Origin of the sequence: Bacteroides sp. 11BF (assembly GCF_019633765.1) — a bacterium.
GTDB lineage: Bacteria > Bacteroidota > Bacteroidia > Bacteroidales > Bacteroidaceae > Bacteroides > Bacteroides hominis.
Genome location: NZ_JAFKPJ010000004.1, coordinates 181,362 through 201,493, shown reverse-complemented (window position 1 = coordinate 201,493; position 20,132 = coordinate 181,362). Strand labels below are relative to the sequence as shown.

Here is a 20,132-nt window from a genome sequence, read left to right as displayed (position 1 = left end):
AGACATCATTCCTCCACGGAGAAATAATCGGAATAAGGAGCGCAAACAGCTAAGTATTCCGCCGGAGTATATCCCGAAAAGAGTTTGAACTCCTTAATCATGTGCGATTGGTCGAAGAAACCACATTCGCAGGCCAGTTGCGCAAACGAAATGCCCGGCTGGCATTGCAGGGTGTACAACGCCCGCTGTATCCGCACAATGCGCAGAAACTCCTTGGGAGTAGCGCCTACGTACTCCGCAAACACCCGCCCAAACTGCTTATTGCTCAGGCAGGCTACGTCCGCCAGTTGTGTCGTACGGATGTGCGGATGGAGGGTCACCGCCTCCAAAGCAGTCGAAACCCGCTTCAGGTTGTATTCGGGAAAAGCGTATAGACGGCTTAACAGAAACTCTTCTATCAGGCGGATGCACGCTGCCTGATCCGGCATATCGGCTACCCGCCTGCCCAGATCAACCAACTGAGGATCGTCCGTTTCTTCGGTATTTACATTCATCCCACGAAACTCGCTGACCGGCATGTGAAGAAAAGCTTTTGCGGCAAAGGGCTGAAAAACGACTACGATCATCTCCAGCATCCCCGTAGACTCGACATCGGAATAGCCGAACGCCTGCCCGCTGATGAAAGAAGAGGGTTGCAACCGGCCTTCGGTCAGTGAAAGCAGTTGGCGTCTCCGGTGAAAAACCATCTGGACGCACCCCACGGGCAGCGTCCGTTCGGATACCGGCGCAAGCGCATCGTCGCTCAATACCCAGTAATGCCGGACATAAGGGACGAGTGGCGCTGTGGGCTTTATGATTCTGAATGATTGCATAGGTTACAAATATATTGTTTTTTTAGATCATCCAAGCAAAGATAAGGGACGGGAAAAAGAAGGGATAGGAAAAAAGAGACAAAGCAAAATCGGGTTACCGAAAACGGCTGTCAGAAAGAGGATGGATGCACGTATGAATTGTACTCTGATATATAACAATATTAAGTGAGAGCAAAAGGATGAGTCTGTTTCGGCTTACAGATTATAACAATACAGTAACCTATTGATAAAACGAATAAAAAAAACTACGAGAAGAATCCCGTAGTTTTCTATTTACACAAAATGATGGACAGTGCCGATTTAACTTTGATAATAGAATATTTCCATCCATTATTTGTCATACACCTTCAATATCACTTTTCCTCCATTAGTCGTAAAATCTATCGGCCCGGGGTAATACTTCTTTTGTCCCTTCCTTTTTTGTCCCCAATAATCTTCTATTAAATCTATCACTGTTCCATTTTCTTTATTAAAAGATTGATCTGGTATGGAAGCACGACCTAAGTCCTTCATACTAATCTTGTCACGGTACTTTTCATCCTTCCAGTTTTCAGGAACATTCATTTGCAAATACCATCCATCCGTTTTTTCTATCACTTGAATATCTGCATCGAAGCCGGAGTTAACAGTAGCATTTTTATCCAAGCCTGAGGATACCGCCTCTCCCCAATAACAGTTTTTCTCCATCTGTACAGGCAATACATAATCATCATACTCCGTCATTTCGGCTCTGGTAAAGATATTATTGAAATAAGAGACATTTCCACAAGGACAGTCGTGATATCCCATAATCTCCGTCCCATGAGGTACAAGATAAGGTGTTTTACGCGGATCTATATTATTCAGTTTCCAAACTTTCCAAACAATCAAATTATGAACGAAAGCCATGCCTTGCGACAGTTTGATCTGGGCGAGTTCTGGAGACAAGAACAGATTATTGTCAACTAAAATAGGCCCATGGTTCACTTCAAATGAAACTTCCACGACCCTGTTGTCATGCAAAAAATTTCTTGTCACCCTTGCACCTTGCGCCATCCAATCAAGCCAAATACCACCCTCTACACGATAAATATGATTGCCTGAGATCTCCACATCTACAGCAGCATGTATCTTAATTCCCGCCATTTCATATCCCCAGAATAAGTTCTGTGTGCTAATATCATGCACGGTATTGTTCTCTATCTTACTGAAAATAGCCCCCAAGCTACCCACAATACCGGCTTGTCCACAATAAGCCACGCTGTTGTTACGTACCAGATGCCCTCCGATATGCTCTTTATTCCAATTGTGCCGAAGTGCACGCTTCACACAATTGACATACCCTTCTTCTGATTCTGATTTATTGTCCCATTCGTCTCCATACTTACCTAAAGTAATCCCCACACACTTGGAATGGGTGATTGTATTGTTCTCAATAACCCATCCTTTACTCCAGTGAGTCCCCAACAAGCCAACTTGTTCTGCTGTGGGAGGCGCCCAAGGGGTAGCTGCCTGACTCAGCTTAAATCCGTTAACCACAATATAATTCACATAAGGTTTTTCCGGATAAAAGACAGATTGCCTTACATTGATTTCAACCAGCTCTCGATTGGGATTCTTATTGCTAAAATTAGCGTACAGACGTGTAGTATCCTGCTCTACTCTGCAAAACCACAACAAACTATCACCTTTATTCTGCAAAACATTGCTCAATGACGGATTCTCCATCAGAGCTATATCATTCAGATATATCTCTCCTGTATGACACCACTTGCCTCTCTCAAACCAGTCACCATGTAAAGTTTCAGCATATGGATTAAACTCACCGAAAAATTTATTCGGTATTCCGACTTCCCAAGTTGTATCATTTACCTTCTTCCAACCTTTAATTACCTCCGAACCTTTTATCTCTACATTCTCCCCTTTAGCTGCCATAAAGACGATCGGTTTTTCTTCCGACTCTCCACCCCGTGAAGGAGAAACCCTTTCACGATAGATACCTTCATGCACAATAACCGTATCTCCCGGCTCAGCCATATCGGCAGCAGCTTGTATCGTCTTCAAAGGATAGGCAAAACTACCAATTGATGCATCGTTTCCTGTCGAAGCGTTCACATGTATACCATGACTCCGCTCTGTCTGTAATTCTACTACCATCAAAGATTTACCAGATAGCCCGAGTTTCATCATTTTACCCGCTGAGGGAACAAACGACTCTACCCTCACCTCTTCCGGATGTTGTAATGTATTAAAGCTCAATTCCGACCGTGGAGCAATCTTCATACCTTTCCTCACACGGAAAGATTTCTTTATTTGACTGAAATCTATTTTACAAAGTTGATCATTCTGACTAAAATTCAGTACAACCAATGTCAACTTGTCCCGTCTCTTATTCCAAGCAGCCTGAATCACAATATCCGGGTTCTCCTTTTCCTGCTCTATTATTTGAGGATACGCTATATCCAATGAATTCAAGAGAGCGAAAGCCACCCCCGAAGCATTCAGATAAGTACCTTCCTTAGGAGTATTTATCAAACATTCTCCCCAACCATCGGACAGGTTTGTAAAATTGGCTGTAAAGAAACTTCCACCCATATTCTGATAGGCAATGTATTGCTCCACCATGTTCATGGCAAATCCCCAACGGATGGAAGCATTAAAGAGAGTTTCTTCCCCACCTGTATCCTTCTGATTCAGTCCATCGGTATTTCCTTCGCTTCGGGTTACCGGAGCACGAAACTCCGTATGGCATAATTTGATGTCTGTGCCGTGTACCTTGTTATATGCATCTAAAATTACGATATCAGTGCGCATCTCTTCTGGGGTTCCTCCCCTGTTTGTAATCAAATCTACATAAGGTCCGACAATCTCTAATATTTCCTTAAACTTCTTATTAAACAACCAATAATTACCCACCGCTATTTTGATTGAAGAATCTTTTGCTTTCATCGCTTTCGCAAAATCTACACAACGATTGGCATACGTGATAGCGTCGAACCGACGGTAAGGTTCATTCTCCAATTCCCAGTATTTCACATTCAACGGTTTGGTACGGCCATAGGCAATACGTTGTGCATTAGTAGGATTATTACAGAAATCAACCCAGTCTGCGGCACTGTATTCATTATTAAACATAACAGGTACACAAAAGAAAGGTTCCGCCCCCACTGCTTCGCAAAGATCCACCAGTTCGAATGTACCTACATCATTCAGCAATTCACATCCCCACCAAGTATCATAGCTGACCGGTCTTTCTTCACGTGAACCAATTCCCGAACGCCAGTCATAAAACGAAGTGAAACATCCGCCCGGCATTCGCATGGTCTTGGGACGAAGTTCATTCTTGATACGTTCAACCGATTCACATTTCCAACCTTTTATTACATCATCTGCCATCAATGATAGCAGATCTATCCCTATACGGCTGCCCGCAGGCACTTCTACGGTATAAGTACACCAGCCTTCATAATCCGTCGCATCCAATGAAGAACTGTACAAGATAAATTGATTTGTATTCACAGCCAATTCAGTCATTGACAACGGAGCATGGAAATCACCTTCTTTATAAATGGCAATGGTTACCGGGACACTCTCCTTTGAATATTTCTCTTCGCTTAGGTAACCACCGGATGAGAAAAGGCCTGAAACAGTATATCCTTTTCCCTTTTCAATATAAATGCGTTCTTGAACTAATAGGGTTGGAGTTTGCTTTTTACGATTATCAATCTGCAAAAAGTACTTTCCATGAGCCGATGGCCAATAATTATTGAATATAAGAGGTAACTTTTCTTCTTTTCTTCCATCAGCAAGCAGATACCACTTTGGCTCTTCATAGCCGGAATGCCACCACTTAGCTTCCTTCACATCCCCCCGGTAACACGTGTACCAAGAGTTTGACTCACTTACAGGTTTCGTATTCTCAAAACTGCGGTTAAAGAGAAGTTCACCCCACAACAAGTCGCTTCTGCCAAACCCCATTTCAAAGAAACTACCCCATAAATAAGGACTCACAGGTGTACTTGTTTTATCTTTATCTATAATTTTAATTGTATTCTGTGCATGCAGATCTGCCAGAAGCAGACATATTAATAAAAAACTTACTATCTTATTCATGATATCAAATTATATTTTATCCAAACTTCACAAATAACGAAACACTTAAAATCCAAACAATGTTAAGAATTTTAAGATACAAAATCTACTGTCCCCAAATCTTCACACGCTTAGCAGAAGGAGCTTTTTCAATCGGGCCTATACATGGCGATTCTAAAGTACGTTCATTACCCAGCCCATCTTTACTCATCTTAAAGGAAGAACCATCCGGATTTTCGAATGTATAACCAGTAAGTTGCGCAATTCCGAGACGCTCCGTATCTATTTTCCTTCCTTTATAGAGGTGAAAATCAGAAAAGATGACATCAGATAGCAAATAAACCTCATCGGCTGTTTCTTCTATTCTAAAATTCGGATTCCACTCGGTCTTCTCCCAACCTTGTTTTTTATCTTTCATAGGAGATGTGCCTTGACAGAAGAGGTTATCTTCAGCATAAACAGGTAGCCGTGTTACATTGAAAGCCTCCAGACCATAGAGTGCTTTCTGCGGGGTACTCCCTAACCATTGATTTGCTTCTTTGGCTTGATTACTTGCAAAAACGTTTCCATAGAAACGATGGTCACCTTCATTCATGATGCTCACCCCTTTCACTTGCGTGGAATGTTCCAATTGATAAGGAGTATATCGTGAATCATCATAACGAACAAAACTGCCGGCAAAGAGATTGTGTATAAATGCGCCTCCATTGCTGCACTCAGCCAATGACTTTGCAGAGAGAACAATATTATTGTCAACAATATAAGGTCCGTGATCAACTTCAAAGAATAAATCATGACTTACATTATCATACAAAATATTGGATGATATTCTTGCTCCCTGTAACATCCAGTCAAGCCAGATACCATAATTACCACTTTTATGAATACGATTATGGTGTATGTAGGCATCAATAGCACCGTGCAGTTTAATACCTGCCATCTCGGCTCCATTAAACTGCTGTTTGCACAAGATGTTGTATATGTGGTTGTGATGGATTTCACTGAAAGCTCCACCCATACTGCCACATATTCCGGTTTGCTCACAATCTGAGATGATATTGTTTCGCACAATGTGTGAACCGATGTTAGCCTTGTCCCATCCGCGACGCAGCGTGTTGAAGATTACCTCTATATAATGTAGGGTACCATCAAGACGAGAATCGTAGCAATCCAAATTATGACCACTGCTACGCTCCTTACCCAAAGTGATGCCATTGGCACGTGAATTTTTGATGACGTTTTTTTCTATAATCCATCCCTTGCACCAGTGAGTAGATACCATTCCCACTTGTTCGGCTGTGGGTGCCGCCCATTGCGTGGCTGCTTGGTTAAAATGGAAACCGCGAATGGTGATGTAATTCAAGCCCTCACGTGTGGGATAGAAGCAAGTGGGGCGTACTGATACTTCCACCGTTTCTTTGTTTGGATCCGCATTACCAAAATTGGCATAAATGGTGGTATGTTCGCTATCCACCTCGGCAAACCACACACAGGTGCTTCCCTGGGGATCGCGAATGGTGCGAAGTGTATCAGGAAAATACACCTTATCCAGACTAAACTCTTCGTATAGAGATACGTCATTCAGATAGACATCAGCGGTGTGATGTTCTTTTTTCGACCATAGCCAGTCACCATACAAGCGGTCATTAAAAGGATTATAATCACCAAAGAAGTCATTAGACAATACTGTTTTCCACACATTCTTATTCTTCTTCTCCCGTTTCCATCCGGTCACTATTTCTGAGCCTTTCACTTCAGCTTTCTCACCATCGGCTACACGATAAAGAATACGTTTCCCGTCACTCTCACCGCCATTCAAAGGATTCACCCATTCGCGGTAAACTCCATTGTGTGCCGTTACTGTATCACCAGGTAAAGCCAATTGTGCAGCACGATTAATAGTTCTTAAGGGAGTAGTAAGACTTCCATCAGCCGCATCATTGCCGGTAGGCATCACATGATAGTCCTTTGCAGCAAGATGTCCCACAGCACACAAAGCGATTAATATCAATCCAATAATTTGCTTCATCTTTTTACTTTTCATAAATTAATTAATAATACGATATGTCTTTCACCATCTAAAACAAATGGCTATGTTGCAAATGCTATGACCCAAATTAAGTTGTCAAAAGACAATGCTTATCAGCTATAGCAAGTATATGATCAAGTTGACAACGAGCTGCATTGTAATTTTTTAAAAGACACGAATTGCATGAGAAATCACCGACAGATTAGACATAGCTCCATACTCTTTAGAAGAAATAACCAATTACAGCTTGCCAACCTCATACTTTTTCTGTCATATCAGTACAAGAAGTATTCAGGTTCTCCTTTCAACATCACAGATTTGGATATAACTTTAGAGGTAAATCTCTCAGGAGCACTCGGGCAGACATTACCGACATAAAAAATGACTAAACCAGGCACCGTAGTAATTCCTCCCGTCTCATCAACATAAGCTAGATTTCTTGTGGAAAGTCTAAATTCGACCACTTTACTCTCCCCCGGCTTAAGCTCAACCTTCTTAAAACCAACCAATTGGCAAAATGGCGTTTCGTGTGCAATGGCCTTGTGAGATAAGTAGAGTTGTACAACTTCCTCCCCCGTACACTTACCTATATTACGAACTTCAACCTTGACACTCAACGTATCGCCAATCTGTGTATCTATAGGGCATTCCAACTTATTGTATTTGAAAGAGGTATAACTCAATCCATAGCCAAAAGGATATAATACATCCCCATTAAAATAGCGATATGTTCTATTAGCCATAGAGTAATCTTCGATGGGGGGAAGATCAGCATCTGAACGATAAAAAGTGATAGGTAACTTTCCAGAAGGATTGTAGCGTCCGAACAAAATATCTGCTAAAGCTGTTCCGGTTGCTTGACCGCCATACCATGCCTGGATGATAACCGGTAAATTTTCTGCCTCCCAATTAAAAGCCATAGCACTACCCGACATACAAATAAATACCATCGGTTTATTCAGTCCGTTAAGCTTCTTCATCACTTCAGTCTGAATTGAAGGCAAGTTAATAGTGGTTCTATCTCCCCCCACAAACCCTTCGATACCACCGGCATCTCCTTCTTCACCTTCTAACATCGGAGATATGCCGCCAACATAAATTATCAAATCTACATCTTTATATTTATTTATAAAGTTATTAAGATCGACTCCTTTATTCAACTTTGTAAAATCAGAAACCGCATCATATACCACCTCAACATCTCTTTCTGCCCGTAAGGCTTCCAAAAGGGTTATGTTCTTACTGGGTACTCCATTATAATTGCCAAGCTGGGTAGTCTGATTGTCAGCATTAGGACCTATCAAGGCGATTTTCTTAACTTTGGAGGAGAGAGGCAGTAGGTTCTTGGCATTCTTCAACAACACCATGGACTGGCGGGCCATTTTAAGTGCCTGCTCCTGATGCGGACGTGATTCAAGCACACTGTAAGGAATATTAGAATAAGGAACTTTATTCTGAGGGTCGAACATCCCCAAACGAAAGCGAATCCTCAGAAGTTTCTTCAAAGAAATATCAATTTGTTCTTCCGTTATCAAGCCTGCATTGACCGCTGTCGGCAATGAACGATAAGTATCTCCACATTCCAAATCAGTCCCATGCAACACAGCATCTGAAGAAGCAGAAATGGAATCCGGATGAGTTTTATGTCCATACAGGAAATCCGTTATGGCCCAACAGTCAGAAGTGACATAACCATCGAACTTCCAATCGTGAAGCAGAATCTTGCGCAAAAACAGGTTACTTCCGCAACAAGGCTGTCCGTTGAAACTATTATAGGCACACATAACACCTGACACATTCGCTTCTTTTATCAACCGATAAAATGCCGGCAAATAAGTCTCCCGCAAATCACGATCACTGGCGGTAGCATTGAATTCATGGCGTAAAGGTTCCGGACCACTATGAACAGCAAAGTGCTTGGCGCATGCCGACAACTTCAGATAATTAGGATTATCTCCCTGCAACCCCTTCACCATAGCTATTCCCATTTCAGATGTCAGATAAGGATCTTCACCATAGGTTTCGTGTCCACGTCCCCAGCGGGGATCTCGAAAAATATTCACATTTGGAGTCCAGAATGTCAGCCCCGTGTATCTTTGGAGGGTATTCGCTTTCTTCACAGAAGCATTATACACTGCTCTTCCTTCGTCAGAAATCATTTCAGCGGACTTAAAGAGTTCTTCTGGATTGAATGTAGCTGCCAGCCCTATAGGTTGTGGAAAAACAGTTACCTTTTCTGTGGAACGCGCTACACCGTGTAGACATTCATTCCACCAATTATAGTCCGGAATGCCCAGACGTCTTATCCCTTTAGAAGTATGTGTCATCTGAGAGACTTTCTCTTCTAAAGTCATACGAGAAACTAAATCATTGACACGGACATCAATGGATAAAGTGGTATCTAAATAAGCTGGAATGGTTTGAGCTTGCAAAGGAGGCATTCCAAAGAACAATCCTAACAATAAAATTCTGACAAAATAATACTGTTTCATCTTTTATATCTAATATTAATAATCAATATAAACTTCAACTTAACGATTCAATAATCTCACATTAATTACTTGCCTTCCTTCAATGGGAACGCTTTCTGACTTAAAACTACCTCCACTCACAGTCAGCGTATCGGTGGACATGGCACGAATAGAATATTCCCCCTTTGAGTTTGTGACAACTTCTTCTTTCCCAACTTTGACAGTTACTTGAGGCAACAGGTTTGCTTGTACATCCCGTATGGTTCCCTTTACCACTACCAGTGTAGCTGTTATATTCTTTGTTGAAGACACTTTTTTCTCCTTGTCCCTCAAAGTAGGAATGTATTTCTCGGATGCACGCTCTACCGTTATCACTTTCTTAATGCGGATATCATCTGATGCACGGCCTATCTGTAACTCAAACGCACCCGGTTCAACCACTTTTTTCATCTCCTTGTTGTAGAGGGCTAGTTCTGACACGGGAATCTTAATTTTCACTTGCTTCGTTTCTCCTTTCTCGATAAGCACTTTCTCGAAACCCTTCAGTTCCTGAACAGGCATCACGACACTGGAAACCATGTCACGCACGTAAACCTGCGGCACTTCCAGACCATCGTAATCGCCTGTGTTGCGAATTGCTATCTTCACCTCAATCACATCTTCACAAGCGTAATCTTCTTTGGAGGTAGTGGCAGAAAGATATTCAAAGTCTGTATAGCTCAATCCGTGGCCGAATGCCCACAATGCTTTCGGCGAAGAGAACACATAATCTTTGCCGGGTTTATTCTTACTGCCCGGTGAGCGGTAGAAGCCCTTATCTGTAGGCAAATAGTTATAATAACAAGGTAGATGTCCTACACTTTGCGGAAAAGAATAATTCAATTTTCCCGATGGATTAACCTTACCCAAAAGCATGTCTGCAAGGGCTAGTCCACCTTGTTCACCGGGATACCACTGTACTACAATCCCCGGTATATTTTCCTTTATCCAAGACATTGCAAAAGGCTTTCCGGATAATAGAACAGCAATTACCGGTTTGCCTGTAGCATGAATGGCCTCCACCAAATCTTCCTGTACACCTGTCAAGGTCAAGTCACTTAAATCAAAACCTTCCCCACAAGTGGCATTACTATAATCACGCGCCAAAGAAGCACTTGCCGAACCGACGACAACAATACAAACATCACTTTTCTTTGCTACATCCACCGCTTCTTTAAATCCCGAACGATCATCCGTAACCAAATCACATCCCTTGGCATAATTCAATGTCAACTGATTACCGACTCTTTCTTTCATAGCTTCAAGTAATGTAACCCCGTCCTTATTGTCACGACTCCATGTATAATCCCCAAACTGTACCTGATCAGCATTAGGACCTATCACAGCTATGGATTTCAATTTGTTCATTTGTAAGGGCAAGATATTGTTTTCGTTCTGTAGAAGAACGATTGATTCTTCAGCAATCTTACGAGCCAATGACACATGGGCAGGAGCATGTACTACTTTATCATAGTTCTTTTCCATTGGTAATGAGTATTCAAACAGTCCCATATTAAACTTGGCCGTTAAAATACGAGCCACTGCCTGGTCAATATACTTCACATCCAACATTCCGTTCTCCACCAATTGCTGAAGCTCAGCGTAACTATTGTCTGAAGCTTCGGCATCCAGTCCGGCCGTCAATGCCTGAATAGCAGCTTCTGCACTGTTCTGTGCCGTTTTATGAAAATAGTTCAGCATACCTATCGCTCCCCAATCGGAATAAACATATCCTTGGAAGTCCCACCGGTCACGTAAAAGTTCCGTCATCAGATAGTGGGAAGAAGAATTAGGTTCATTGTTCCAAGAATTATATGAGGACATCACCGCCCAAGGTTTGGCTTCTTTTACTACAGTTTCAAAAGTTTTCAAATAGATGGAAAGTAACTCCCGCTGTCCGCACGATACAGAAGCAAGATTCAATCCTCCCCGAGGAGTACCATGGGCACCGAAGTGCTTGATCATTGGTGATACTTGATTATCAAGATAACCTCTCACTTGCGATACCCCCATACGCGACACCAGAAAAGGATCTTCACCGAAACATTCTTCCACTCGTCCCCAACGCAAATCACGGCAGACATCAATGACGGGAGTTAAAGATTGTGTGATGCCTTGTGCCGACAACTCTTTTGCTATGGCAGAAGTCATTTCGTAAGCCAGTATAGGATTAAATGTACTTCCCAATGCGATAGCTTGTGGAAAAATAGTAGATCCGTCGTGTACAGAGCCATGTAGAGATTCAGTCAACGTGAATACAGGGATACCCAACCGGGTCTTCTCGCGCATATATTTTTGTACTTCATTCATCAAGGTCAGACATTCCTTTCCGGGCAAGGTAATACCTTCTATGAACCCATAGTTCTGCCCACCAATCATTTTCTCCAGTTTTTCCTCATTCAGTTTTCCATTCTCCATGATTGAATAAGCATGAATATGGCGCATTTGAGCAATTTTTTCCTCTAATGTCATCCTGCTTAACAGATCCTGTACCCTTACCTCTACAGGTAGTGAAGCATTCTTATATTTAAAGTTGGTTTGTGCATAAAGACGGACACAAAAGCATATTGCCATCAATGAAAGAAATATTAGTTTTTTCATGATACACCGAATTTATTTATTATTGTTTTTGATTATAATCTTTTACCGCTTCATAAAACGCGCGAATATTATCCAATGGAATCTCAGGAGGTACATCGCAACCTGTAGATATCACGAAATTAGGATAAGCTGTGGTTCTTTGCAACAAAGCATAGGTTTGCCGATACACCTCCTCCGCAGTGGCTTGTTTGAAAATTCCAACCGGATCCAGATTACCCATAACCAACGCATTCGAAGGACATTCTTCCAGAGCAGCAAGCATATCTATTTTATTTCCAAAATGATATCCTTTAGCCCCCGTAGCAACCATAGCCTGAGTACATTGCCCCATATTACCGCAATTATGCAATATAACTGCAAAATGACTATCCTGGACCTCTTCGACGATTCGTTTGACAAATACAGAGGAATACTGCATACAATCTTCATTGGACAACAACCCTGCCGCCGGTTCTGCAATTATGACTCCGGCAGAGCCACAATCTTTGATGGCACGGCAATATTGGGTAATGAATTGAGTGCATTTATCCAATAACAGCAAAGCCGTTTCAGGCTCTGTGTAAATAGCCATCATTATTTCCGTCATGTCAAATAGGCGGCCTGCAAGAGAATACGGCCCAATGCAACCTCCAAAAACCGGTTTATCCAATCCTTTCGCAGCTAAACGGTTTGCCTCCAAATATTGCGGAATACGAGCTATATCCAGTGTAGGAATTTTCAATCCGACGACCTCTTCATAATTACTCACCAAGCGCCCTATAACATTGGGTACTTCATTCTCACTAAACTGAATCTGTGCACCAAAAGCTTCCGCCTCTACCGTCAGATCCATAATGACCGTACAAGCTGCCGACTGCGGATAGTTCATATTTAAAGCTTCAACTGCCTTAAAATGAACTTCACCATCGGTTACTGCATCCAGAACTCTTTTATTTAGCAGTTCAATGCCGGGATGGGTCATAATAGGTAATGCAACCTTTTTATCCGACACTATTATATACTCTATCCATTCATCTACATTCATATCTTACATCATTTATTTAATCTATTTTTATAACAGTCTTTTTTCCCACACAACTCACAACCGTATTTCTGCCTGGTCATCTGTCTACCGATTCCCACCACTCCACTCACCGATTTAATAGGGCACATTAATGAAGAGGCAGTCAGGCCGACTCCACAAGGCTGATCGGGAAGCAATGAAAAGAGAATCTGCTGATCAGAGACTTTCCATCCACAATAGCCGGGGCTATAAGGATAGCTTATTCCCAATCCTTTCGCCCCGAACTCCTTTTCTATTGCTTTGCACGTCTCCCTCACAGTAGCCTCAGCAATGGCCGAACCTAATGCATCCAGCAGGAACTCCTCAACAATCTGCCCCGATTTCTTGACAGCCTGTTGAAATCGTTCAAATTCCTCACCGGCTGTAGCCACAAACAGGGCACATAACTCCGCATTCTCCAAATAAGAAGTGATAATGCGTCCTGTCTGTAACCGGCATCCATTCAATATAATCCGAGATTTATCGGAAGCATCCAATGAAAAGACACGATATCCCCAACGAGGTTTACAAAGTTGAGTCACTTCTCTTTCCAGAGCGGAGAACATGGTCAATATTTCACCTTCCATCTTGTAACCTTTGCCCAGAGAAAAAACAAAGTCATCCCAGTCCAGACAAATGTCTTTCCATGAAAGCTCTCTATAGCGGAAATCCATATCAAGCCGCTCCTATCAGTTTCTTCGCCATTATTACCGCTGCATTAGCATTGCTTGTATATGCGTCAGCCCCTATCGAGTGTGCAAAAGCCTCATTGATCGGAGCGCCCCCCACCATCACTTTTACTTTTCCATACAATCCTGCCGTCTTCAAGTCATCTACTACTACCTTCATATAATTCATAGTAGTAGTCAGCAGTGCAGACATACATATGATATCTGCATTGTTTGTACGGGCAGCTTCTACAAACTTCTCACTGGAAACATCCACTCCCAAATTGACAACTTCAAATCCACAACCTTCGAACATAGAAGCCACAAGATTCTTGCCTATATCATGCAAGTCCCCTTTCACGGTTCCAATAACAATTTTACCGACATAGGCATCAGTCTCTCCCTGTAATAACGGTTTCAGAAGATCCAGTGCACCTTTCATGGCACGTGCACTCATCAGCAAATTAGGCACAAACACTTTTCCCGCCTCAAAGCGATTACCAATCTCTTCCATCGCCTTAATCATGTAATTAGTAATAATTTCGTTCGGAAGTACTCCTTCGGAGATTGCTTCATTGGTTACTGCAACGGCTCTGTCAAGCTTGCCATTTAAAATCGCATCGTATAAATCTGTCAAGTTCATGATCTTTTATTTTTATCAGTGGTTCATACAGTCTTTAAAGCATCAAGCATTGCTATTACATTCTCGACCGGCACATTAGCCTGAATATTATGTACTGAGTTAAATACAAAACCGCCATCTTTTCCCAAGATTTCGCATTGTCCGAGAACATGTCTGCGAATCTCATCCGGAGTACCGAAAGGCAACATCTTCTGAGTATCGACTCCACCTCCCCAAAAGGTAAGATGGCTTCCAAACTCCCTCTTCAACATTCCGGAATCCATATCCTTAGCATTAATCTGCACCGGATTGATAATGTCAAAACCAGCTTCAATCAGTCCCGGCAAAATAGGCACAATAGCACCACAGGAATGTTTGAAAACTTTCCAGGTAGTATGTTCATGAATCCAGTCGTTCATACGCCGATAATGAGGCAGCCAAAGCTCATTAAAAACCTCCACTGAGCAGAATTGCGACTCTTGGGAACCGAAGTCCGTACCACAGGTTAATACCACATCCACTTTATCACCCAATACCGCCCACAATTTCTCATAGTTTGCGATGGCGATATCCGTCTGTCTTCTAAATATTTCGTGTAAGTATTCCTGACGCATCACAGTGGACATATACCACTCCACCACACTGCGGATACCCTTCGGTTCTTTTAGCCCCATACCAGGTACAAAAGCAACATCTCCCAATGCAGTGCCACCGAAACTGGCTACCACTGCCCTGCCGGTGGCAGATGCTTCATCCACTTTTTTCTTGTAGGCATCCAATTCTTCATCGGTAATGGAGTTAAACTCTTCCAGATTGTCCATAGGATTCAGTTTATCTTCATCAATCGGCTGCTGTCTTTCGATGGCATTGATAAAGAAACAACCGTTCGGCATAACTGCACTCGGAGGATAGTTTTTGTCTCCCCCTGCATATACATAAACATCTCCTTCCTTATCCTGAGTCAAATCGAGCAGCATCGGCACCAACACTTTCTGCCCCCACGGTGTAACTTGCTCATGCATGCATTCTGTGTCATGGTCAAAGATATCTCTTGTACCTCCTACTCCAATGCAATCCACTCCCATTGCATCGGCTAAATCCCTGTCCACCTCACCCAACATCTGGAAGGTATCGACAATCTTTACCGGTTTATAAGACAATCCGTAATGCTTGCGTAAAGCCTCCACTACCCGGCAGTGAATGCCGGTTACGGCTGTAGCTCCGAAGTCAACCGGAATACGATCACTACCCTGATGACTCAGAGCCTGTCTGACTCTATCTCTTGATGTACTCATAATATTCTTGATTTTAAATCTTGTTCAACAAAGTTATATTAAGTGTTTTTTGCGAGTTCACTTCCACTTCCTGCATTTCATATCCCTTCCTACTGAAAACCAATACACTTGCAGAAGTAGCTTCAATGGAATATTCACCTTTCCCATTGGTTATCACACTCCCTTTTCTGCCTTTCACAGACACTTTCACACCGTCCAATGTCTTGGCCTGTACATCACGTACCACTCCTTTTACAATCATCTTCTTGCCGGTCTTAACCGTTTGCATTTCCTTAGAAGCTGCGGAAGAAACTCTTTCTGCCTTAGCGTCCACTTCTCCCACATGAATAGTCTTCTTGAAACAAATACTGTCAGAAGAAGTGCCGATCATAAAGTCAAAATCTCCCGGTTCTACCACATAGCGCATATTCATATCATACAACCCCAATTCACTCACAGGTACAGAGATTTCGGCAAGCGTACTTCCATAGGCAGGAACCGTAACCTTGGAAAAGCCTTTCAGTTGCTTCATCGGCATGACCACACTGCCGGCCAGGTCTCTCACATATACCTGTACAGTTGACTTACCCTCAATGGCACTCTTGTTTTTCACATTTACCTGAATACGTACGGTATCAGTCAACCCATAATTTTCTTTGTCGAAGCAGAAGTCACTGTATTCAAAGTCGGAATAACTCAGACCATAACCGAACGGCCACAAGGGTTCGGGAGTTGAGAACACATAGTCACGGCCCGGCTTGTTAATGGTACCCGGTGAACGATAGATACCCTTATCCGAAGGCAAACGATTGTAATGTATAGGTAAATGACCGACACTCTGCGGTATGGAGTAGCAGAGGCTGCCCGAAGGATTGACTTTGCCAAACAACACATCGGCAATCACTTCCCCTTCTCTTTCGCCACCATACCATTGGAACAGGATAGCCGGAATATGTTCCTTTTCCCAGGTAATGGAGAAAGGGCGTCCGGTTACCAAAATCAAGACCACTGGTTTCCCGGTCGCATAAATCTCCTTCACCAAATCACCCTGCACACCGGTCAGATTCAAATCAGTCAAATCATACCCTTCACCACAAGTACAATTGCTATAATCGCGCGCCAATGAAGCACTGGCAGAGCCTACAAACAAAAATACCACATCCGACTTCTTGGCAGTAGCCACGGCATCTGCAAACCCCGACTTATCATCGGATACCAAATCACAACCTACAGCGTGATGAACAGCCAGTTTATTACCAACGAGATTCTGTATTCCCTGCAACGGGGTAATCCCATCCTTATTATTACGGCTCCAGGTATAGTCACCAAACTGCACCTGATTGGCATTAGGGCCGATAACAGCAACAGATTTCAGCTTCTTCATATCGAGCGGTAACAGATTTCCTTCATTTTTAACCATTACCACACTCTCTTCCGATATCCTGCGAGACAAAGCAACATTCTCCTTTGTATGCACCTTTTTTTCGTATTCTTCGATAGGAAGTCCATAAGGGTTTTCAAACAGACCTGCTTTGAACTTGGCATAAAGCACTCTGGAACAAGCTAAATCCACATATTTCACGTCCAATTCACCCAAACGTACCATAGCAGGTATATTGGCATAGCAATCACTTGAGGCTTCCAAGTCGGTACCTGCCATCAGTGCCATCTTAACCGCCTCATTAACATTGGAAGCTACTTTATGAAAACCATATAACATAGACACCGCCCCCCAATCGGAATAGGTATATCCTTTGAATCCCCATTCCGTACGTAATAAATCTGTCAACAGCCATTTCGATGCTGTATTGGGTATGCGGTTGGTAGAATTGTAGGCGGTCATTACAGAATTCACCCCCGTTTGCTTAACGGCTACTTCATAAGGTTTTAGGAAAACCTCTCTCAAATCTCTTTCGTTGGCTTCGGTAGAAGCTAAATTCAATCCGGAAGTTGGCACCCCATGGGGACCGAATACCTTGAGCATAGGCGAAATTCCCCCGTCAATATATCCGTTTATCTCATGCACTCCCATCTGGGATACCAAGAATGGATCTTCGCCGAAACTCTCTTCCACACGTCCCCAACGCAGTTCACGTATCACATCAATAGTAGGGGATAACACATGGTTCACACCCATCGCATTCAACTCACCCGAAATAGCTTTTGTCATCTGATAAGCCAAATCAGGATTAAAGGTACTCCCTAACGCTACAGCTTGTGGGAAAATAGTAGCCCCACCCTGCACGGCCCCATGAAGTGACTCAGAGATAGTAAAGATTGGAATACCCAAGCGGGTATTTTCGATACAGTGCTTTTGAATCTGATAGGTATAACGAGCCATCTCGATCCCCTCTAAAGTAAGTCCTTCGACAGCCCCCCAGCCCAATGTACCGATGATGTTTTTCATCTTTTCCAAATTCAAAGTATGGTCATCATTCAGGATACTTCCTTCATGGATATGACGTAATTGGGCAACCTTTTCTTCTATGGTCATACGACTCAACAAGTCCTGCACTCTTACTTCTATCGGCTGTGAGGCATCTTTATATTTAGGGATGGGTTGCGCCGATAAACTGATGGTTAAAAACAGTAATACTGCTGTGAGTATATAATTTTTCATTGATCGTTTGTTTAATTTAATAACTACTTAAAAAATCTCTAAACTACTACGGAACAAATACTGAGCTACCACGTAGTGGCTGTAGAGCCACTACGTAATAGTCAGCCAACCACTTCTATAAGTATAAGTAGTTGTATCCTGAAAACCTAAAAATTTAATAAAATCGGAAAACGGAAGTTACCAATTCGGATTTTGAGTTAAGTTCGGATTCAGATCTCGTTCTTTTTGAGGTATTGGGAACAGATACCCTTTAGATGCATTAAAATAACGCGTTTCGATATAACGACGAGGAGTATTGTCAACATCTACAGTTTTGTCGTCCTTGCCAACTCCATCTTTACGCATATATGCACCATACATCTGCCCGGTTAATCCTACCCCTGTAACAATCGTATTCTTTTCAGCATCTTTCCAACGGATAAGATCCATATAACGAAGTCCTTCATTGGCTAACTCAATACGGCGTTCATTTTTCAATAACTCCATCAACTCGTCTTTTGAGTTATAATTTTCACGGTGTACTCTACCACAGGAACAACGATCACGTAATTGATCTATCAGATTGCATACTTCCCCTTTTGCACTTTCTCCTTTCGTTTGCAATAAAGCTTCTGCTTTCATCAATAACACATCCGCATAACGGAACACAATAATATCATTAGTGCAGTCCCACACGGAGTTCATGGCATAGACAGAGTAGTCAATGTATTTGTTCCACATATATCCGGTAGCCGAAGGCTGAGAGTAATTATACTGGTGTTCAGGTACGGTAGTAGGATCTTCCGGATCATATAACCGTTCTTTGACAGTACCAGTTTCCACATCCAGATATTTTATCTGTCCGGTAGGATATACAATAGACTGATAAAAACGCGGATCCCTACCTTCATAAGGTTTTTTCGGATCATAGGAAGAACCGGCTTCATGAATCAATCGTCCGTCTGCCATAGGATAAGCGTCAACCAACGAACCTGAAGGCGTAACTCCCCGATAAGGATCCTCACCGGTAATGCCCTTTAACAACATGATTCCATTACCACCGTGGGAAGTATAAATTTCTCCAACTCTTTTATCACAAACTACACTCAATATTACTTCACAATTATTTTCTGCAACACCTGAAAATAAATCTTCATAAGGTGTATCACCTTCCCTGTATAATTGATATTTACCCTCCAATAGTTTAACTGTTTCCAATACATCCGAATAGTCACCGTTATACAAATACATACGGGCAATCAAAAATCTGCAAGCATCTGCCGTAACTCTACCTTTCTCTTGTGAAAGCCCTTCCAGCATTACGGCAGCCTCTTTCAACTTGTTAATGGCATAATCCACTACTTCCGCTTTGGAAGTGCGAACGAGTTGTTTGCTTTCAGGAATAGCCAGTGTTTTAGTCACCAGAGGAACATCACCAAAATAACTTGTCAAAACATAGTAATTATAGGCTAACATAAAGTAGGTTTCACCTATTATCTTATTTTTATCTTGCTCTGATATATCCTCAATCTTTTCAATACCCTCAAGTAAAAACCAACATTTACGGATAACTTCATAGCTGCCATTCCATCTATTAGTAGGTATCTCGCCACTTGTTGTATAAGAACCGTTTGCCACTTGTTGAGCACCTCCCCACCAATCCCATACCAGATAGGCATTATCAGACATAGCCTCATCAAAAAAGATGGCATCTTTAGGAAGTAGTGATGCATAAATATCTACTAACACCTTGTCTGCATCCTCTTTACTTTTCCAAAAGTTTTCATTTGTAACTGTATCCTGTGGAAAAGAATCCAGAAAATCATCGCATGCCTGCATAGTAAAAGCCAAGCTCAAAACACAGGTCATATAAGCTATTTTATTCATATCTATAAATCATTTAA

General features: G+C 42.3%; 11 protein-coding genes. All 11 read right to left on the bottom strand.

The genetic code is table 11. The features are described 5' to 3' along the window. Positions 1–5: 5 nt before the first annotated feature. Positions 6–812 (bottom strand): helix-turn-helix domain-containing protein, encoded by an 807-nt coding sequence (locus tag JZY04_RS05705; protein ID WP_122141756.1) that lies wholly within the window; start codon positions 810–812, stop codon positions 6–8. Positions 813–1,142: 330 nt separating this feature from the next. Next, positions 1,143–4,904 (bottom strand): right-handed parallel beta-helix repeat-containing protein, encoded by a 3,762-nt coding sequence (locus JZY04_RS05700; RefSeq protein ID WP_122141757.1) that lies wholly within the window; start codon positions 4,902–4,904, stop codon positions 1,143–1,145. A gap of 85 nt (positions 4,905–4,989) precedes the next feature. Continuing rightward, on the bottom strand, positions 4,990–6,912 hold the full coding sequence (locus JZY04_RS05695; RefSeq protein ID WP_122141838.1) for a right-handed parallel beta-helix repeat-containing protein: 1,923 nt from the start codon (positions 6,910–6,912) through the stop codon (positions 4,990–4,992). A gap of 275 nt (positions 6,913–7,187) precedes the next feature. Further along, the gene (locus JZY04_RS05690) at positions 7,188–9,404 is read right to left on the bottom strand and encodes a glycoside hydrolase family 3 C-terminal domain-containing protein (RefSeq protein WP_234077398.1); all 2,217 of its coding nucleotides are present in this window, start codon (positions 9,402–9,404) and stop codon (positions 7,188–7,190) included. 39 nt (positions 9,405–9,443) lie between these two features. Then, positions 9,444–12,023: a glycoside hydrolase family 3 N-terminal domain-containing protein gene (locus JZY04_RS05685; RefSeq protein ID WP_122141758.1), complete on the bottom strand. Its 2,580-nt coding sequence runs from the start codon at positions 12,021–12,023 to the stop codon at positions 9,444–9,446. A 19-nt stretch (positions 12,024–12,042) separates the two neighbouring features. Further along, on the bottom strand, positions 12,043–13,047 hold the full coding sequence (locus JZY04_RS05680; protein WP_122141759.1) for a uroporphyrinogen decarboxylase family protein: 1,005 nt from the start codon (positions 13,045–13,047) through the stop codon (positions 12,043–12,045). An 8-nt stretch (positions 13,048–13,055) separates the two neighbouring features. Then, a complete protein-coding gene (locus JZY04_RS05675; protein ID WP_122141760.1) occupies positions 13,056–13,739 on the bottom strand; it encodes a vitamin B12 dependent-methionine synthase activation domain-containing protein in 684 nt (227 codons plus the stop codon). Position 13,740: 1 nt separating this feature from the next. Beyond that, a complete protein-coding gene (locus JZY04_RS05670; protein ID WP_005798635.1) occupies positions 13,741–14,376 on the bottom strand; it encodes a corrinoid protein in 636 nt (211 codons plus the stop codon). A 23-nt stretch (positions 14,377–14,399) separates the two neighbouring features. Then, positions 14,400–15,650 (bottom strand): uroporphyrinogen decarboxylase family protein, encoded by a 1,251-nt coding sequence (locus tag JZY04_RS05665; protein ID WP_122141761.1) that lies wholly within the window; start codon positions 15,648–15,650, stop codon positions 14,400–14,402. A 13-nt stretch (positions 15,651–15,663) separates the two neighbouring features. Next, on the bottom strand, positions 15,664–18,249 hold the full coding sequence (locus JZY04_RS05660) for a glycoside hydrolase family 3 N-terminal domain-containing protein (protein ID WP_122141762.1): 2,586 nt from the start codon (positions 18,247–18,249) through the stop codon (positions 15,664–15,666). A gap of 177 nt (positions 18,250–18,426) precedes the next feature. Continuing rightward, positions 18,427–20,115 carry a RagB/SusD family nutrient uptake outer membrane protein gene (locus JZY04_RS05655; protein WP_122141763.1) on the bottom strand — a complete coding sequence of 563 codons (1,689 nt, stop codon included), beginning with the start codon at positions 20,113–20,115 and terminating at the stop codon, positions 18,427–18,429. Positions 20,116–20,132 lie beyond the last annotated feature (17 nt).

Excerpts from the sequence above, each read along its gene's own strand:
- JZY04_RS05705 (WP_122141756.1), bottom strand. The coding sequence starts at position 812 with ATGCAATCATTCAGAATCATAAAGCCCACAGCGCCACTCGTCCCTTAT.
- JZY04_RS05700 (WP_122141757.1), bottom strand. The coding sequence starts at position 4,904 with ATGAATAAGATAGTAAGTTTTTTATTAATATGTCTGCTTCTGGCAGAT.
- JZY04_RS05695 (WP_122141838.1), bottom strand. The coding sequence starts at position 6,912 with ATGAAGCAAATTATTGGATTGATATTAATCGCTTTGTGTGCTGTGGGA.
- JZY04_RS05690 (WP_234077398.1), bottom strand. The coding sequence starts at position 9,404 with ATGAAACAGTATTATTTTGTCAGAATTTTATTGTTAGGATTGTTCTTT.
- JZY04_RS05685 (WP_122141758.1), bottom strand. The coding sequence starts at position 12,023 with ATGAAAAAACTAATATTTCTTTCATTGATGGCAATATGCTTTTGTGTC.
- JZY04_RS05680 (WP_122141759.1), bottom strand. The coding sequence starts at position 13,047 with ATGAATGTAGATGAATGGATAGAGTATATAATAGTGTCGGATAAAAAG.
- JZY04_RS05675 (WP_122141760.1), bottom strand. The coding sequence starts at position 13,739 with ATGGATTTCCGCTATAGAGAGCTTTCATGGAAAGACATTTGTCTGGAC.
- JZY04_RS05670 (WP_005798635.1), bottom strand. The coding sequence starts at position 14,376 with ATGAACTTGACAGATTTATACGATGCGATTTTAAATGGCAAGCTTGAC.
- JZY04_RS05665 (WP_122141761.1), bottom strand. The coding sequence starts at position 15,650 with ATGAGTACATCAAGAGATAGAGTCAGACAGGCTCTGAGTCATCAGGGT.
- JZY04_RS05660 (WP_122141762.1), bottom strand. The coding sequence starts at position 18,249 with ATGAAAAATTATATACTCACAGCAGTATTACTGTTTTTAACCATCAGT.
- JZY04_RS05655 (WP_122141763.1), bottom strand. The coding sequence starts at position 20,115 with ATGAATAAAATAGCTTATATGACCTGTGTTTTGAGCTTGGCTTTTACT.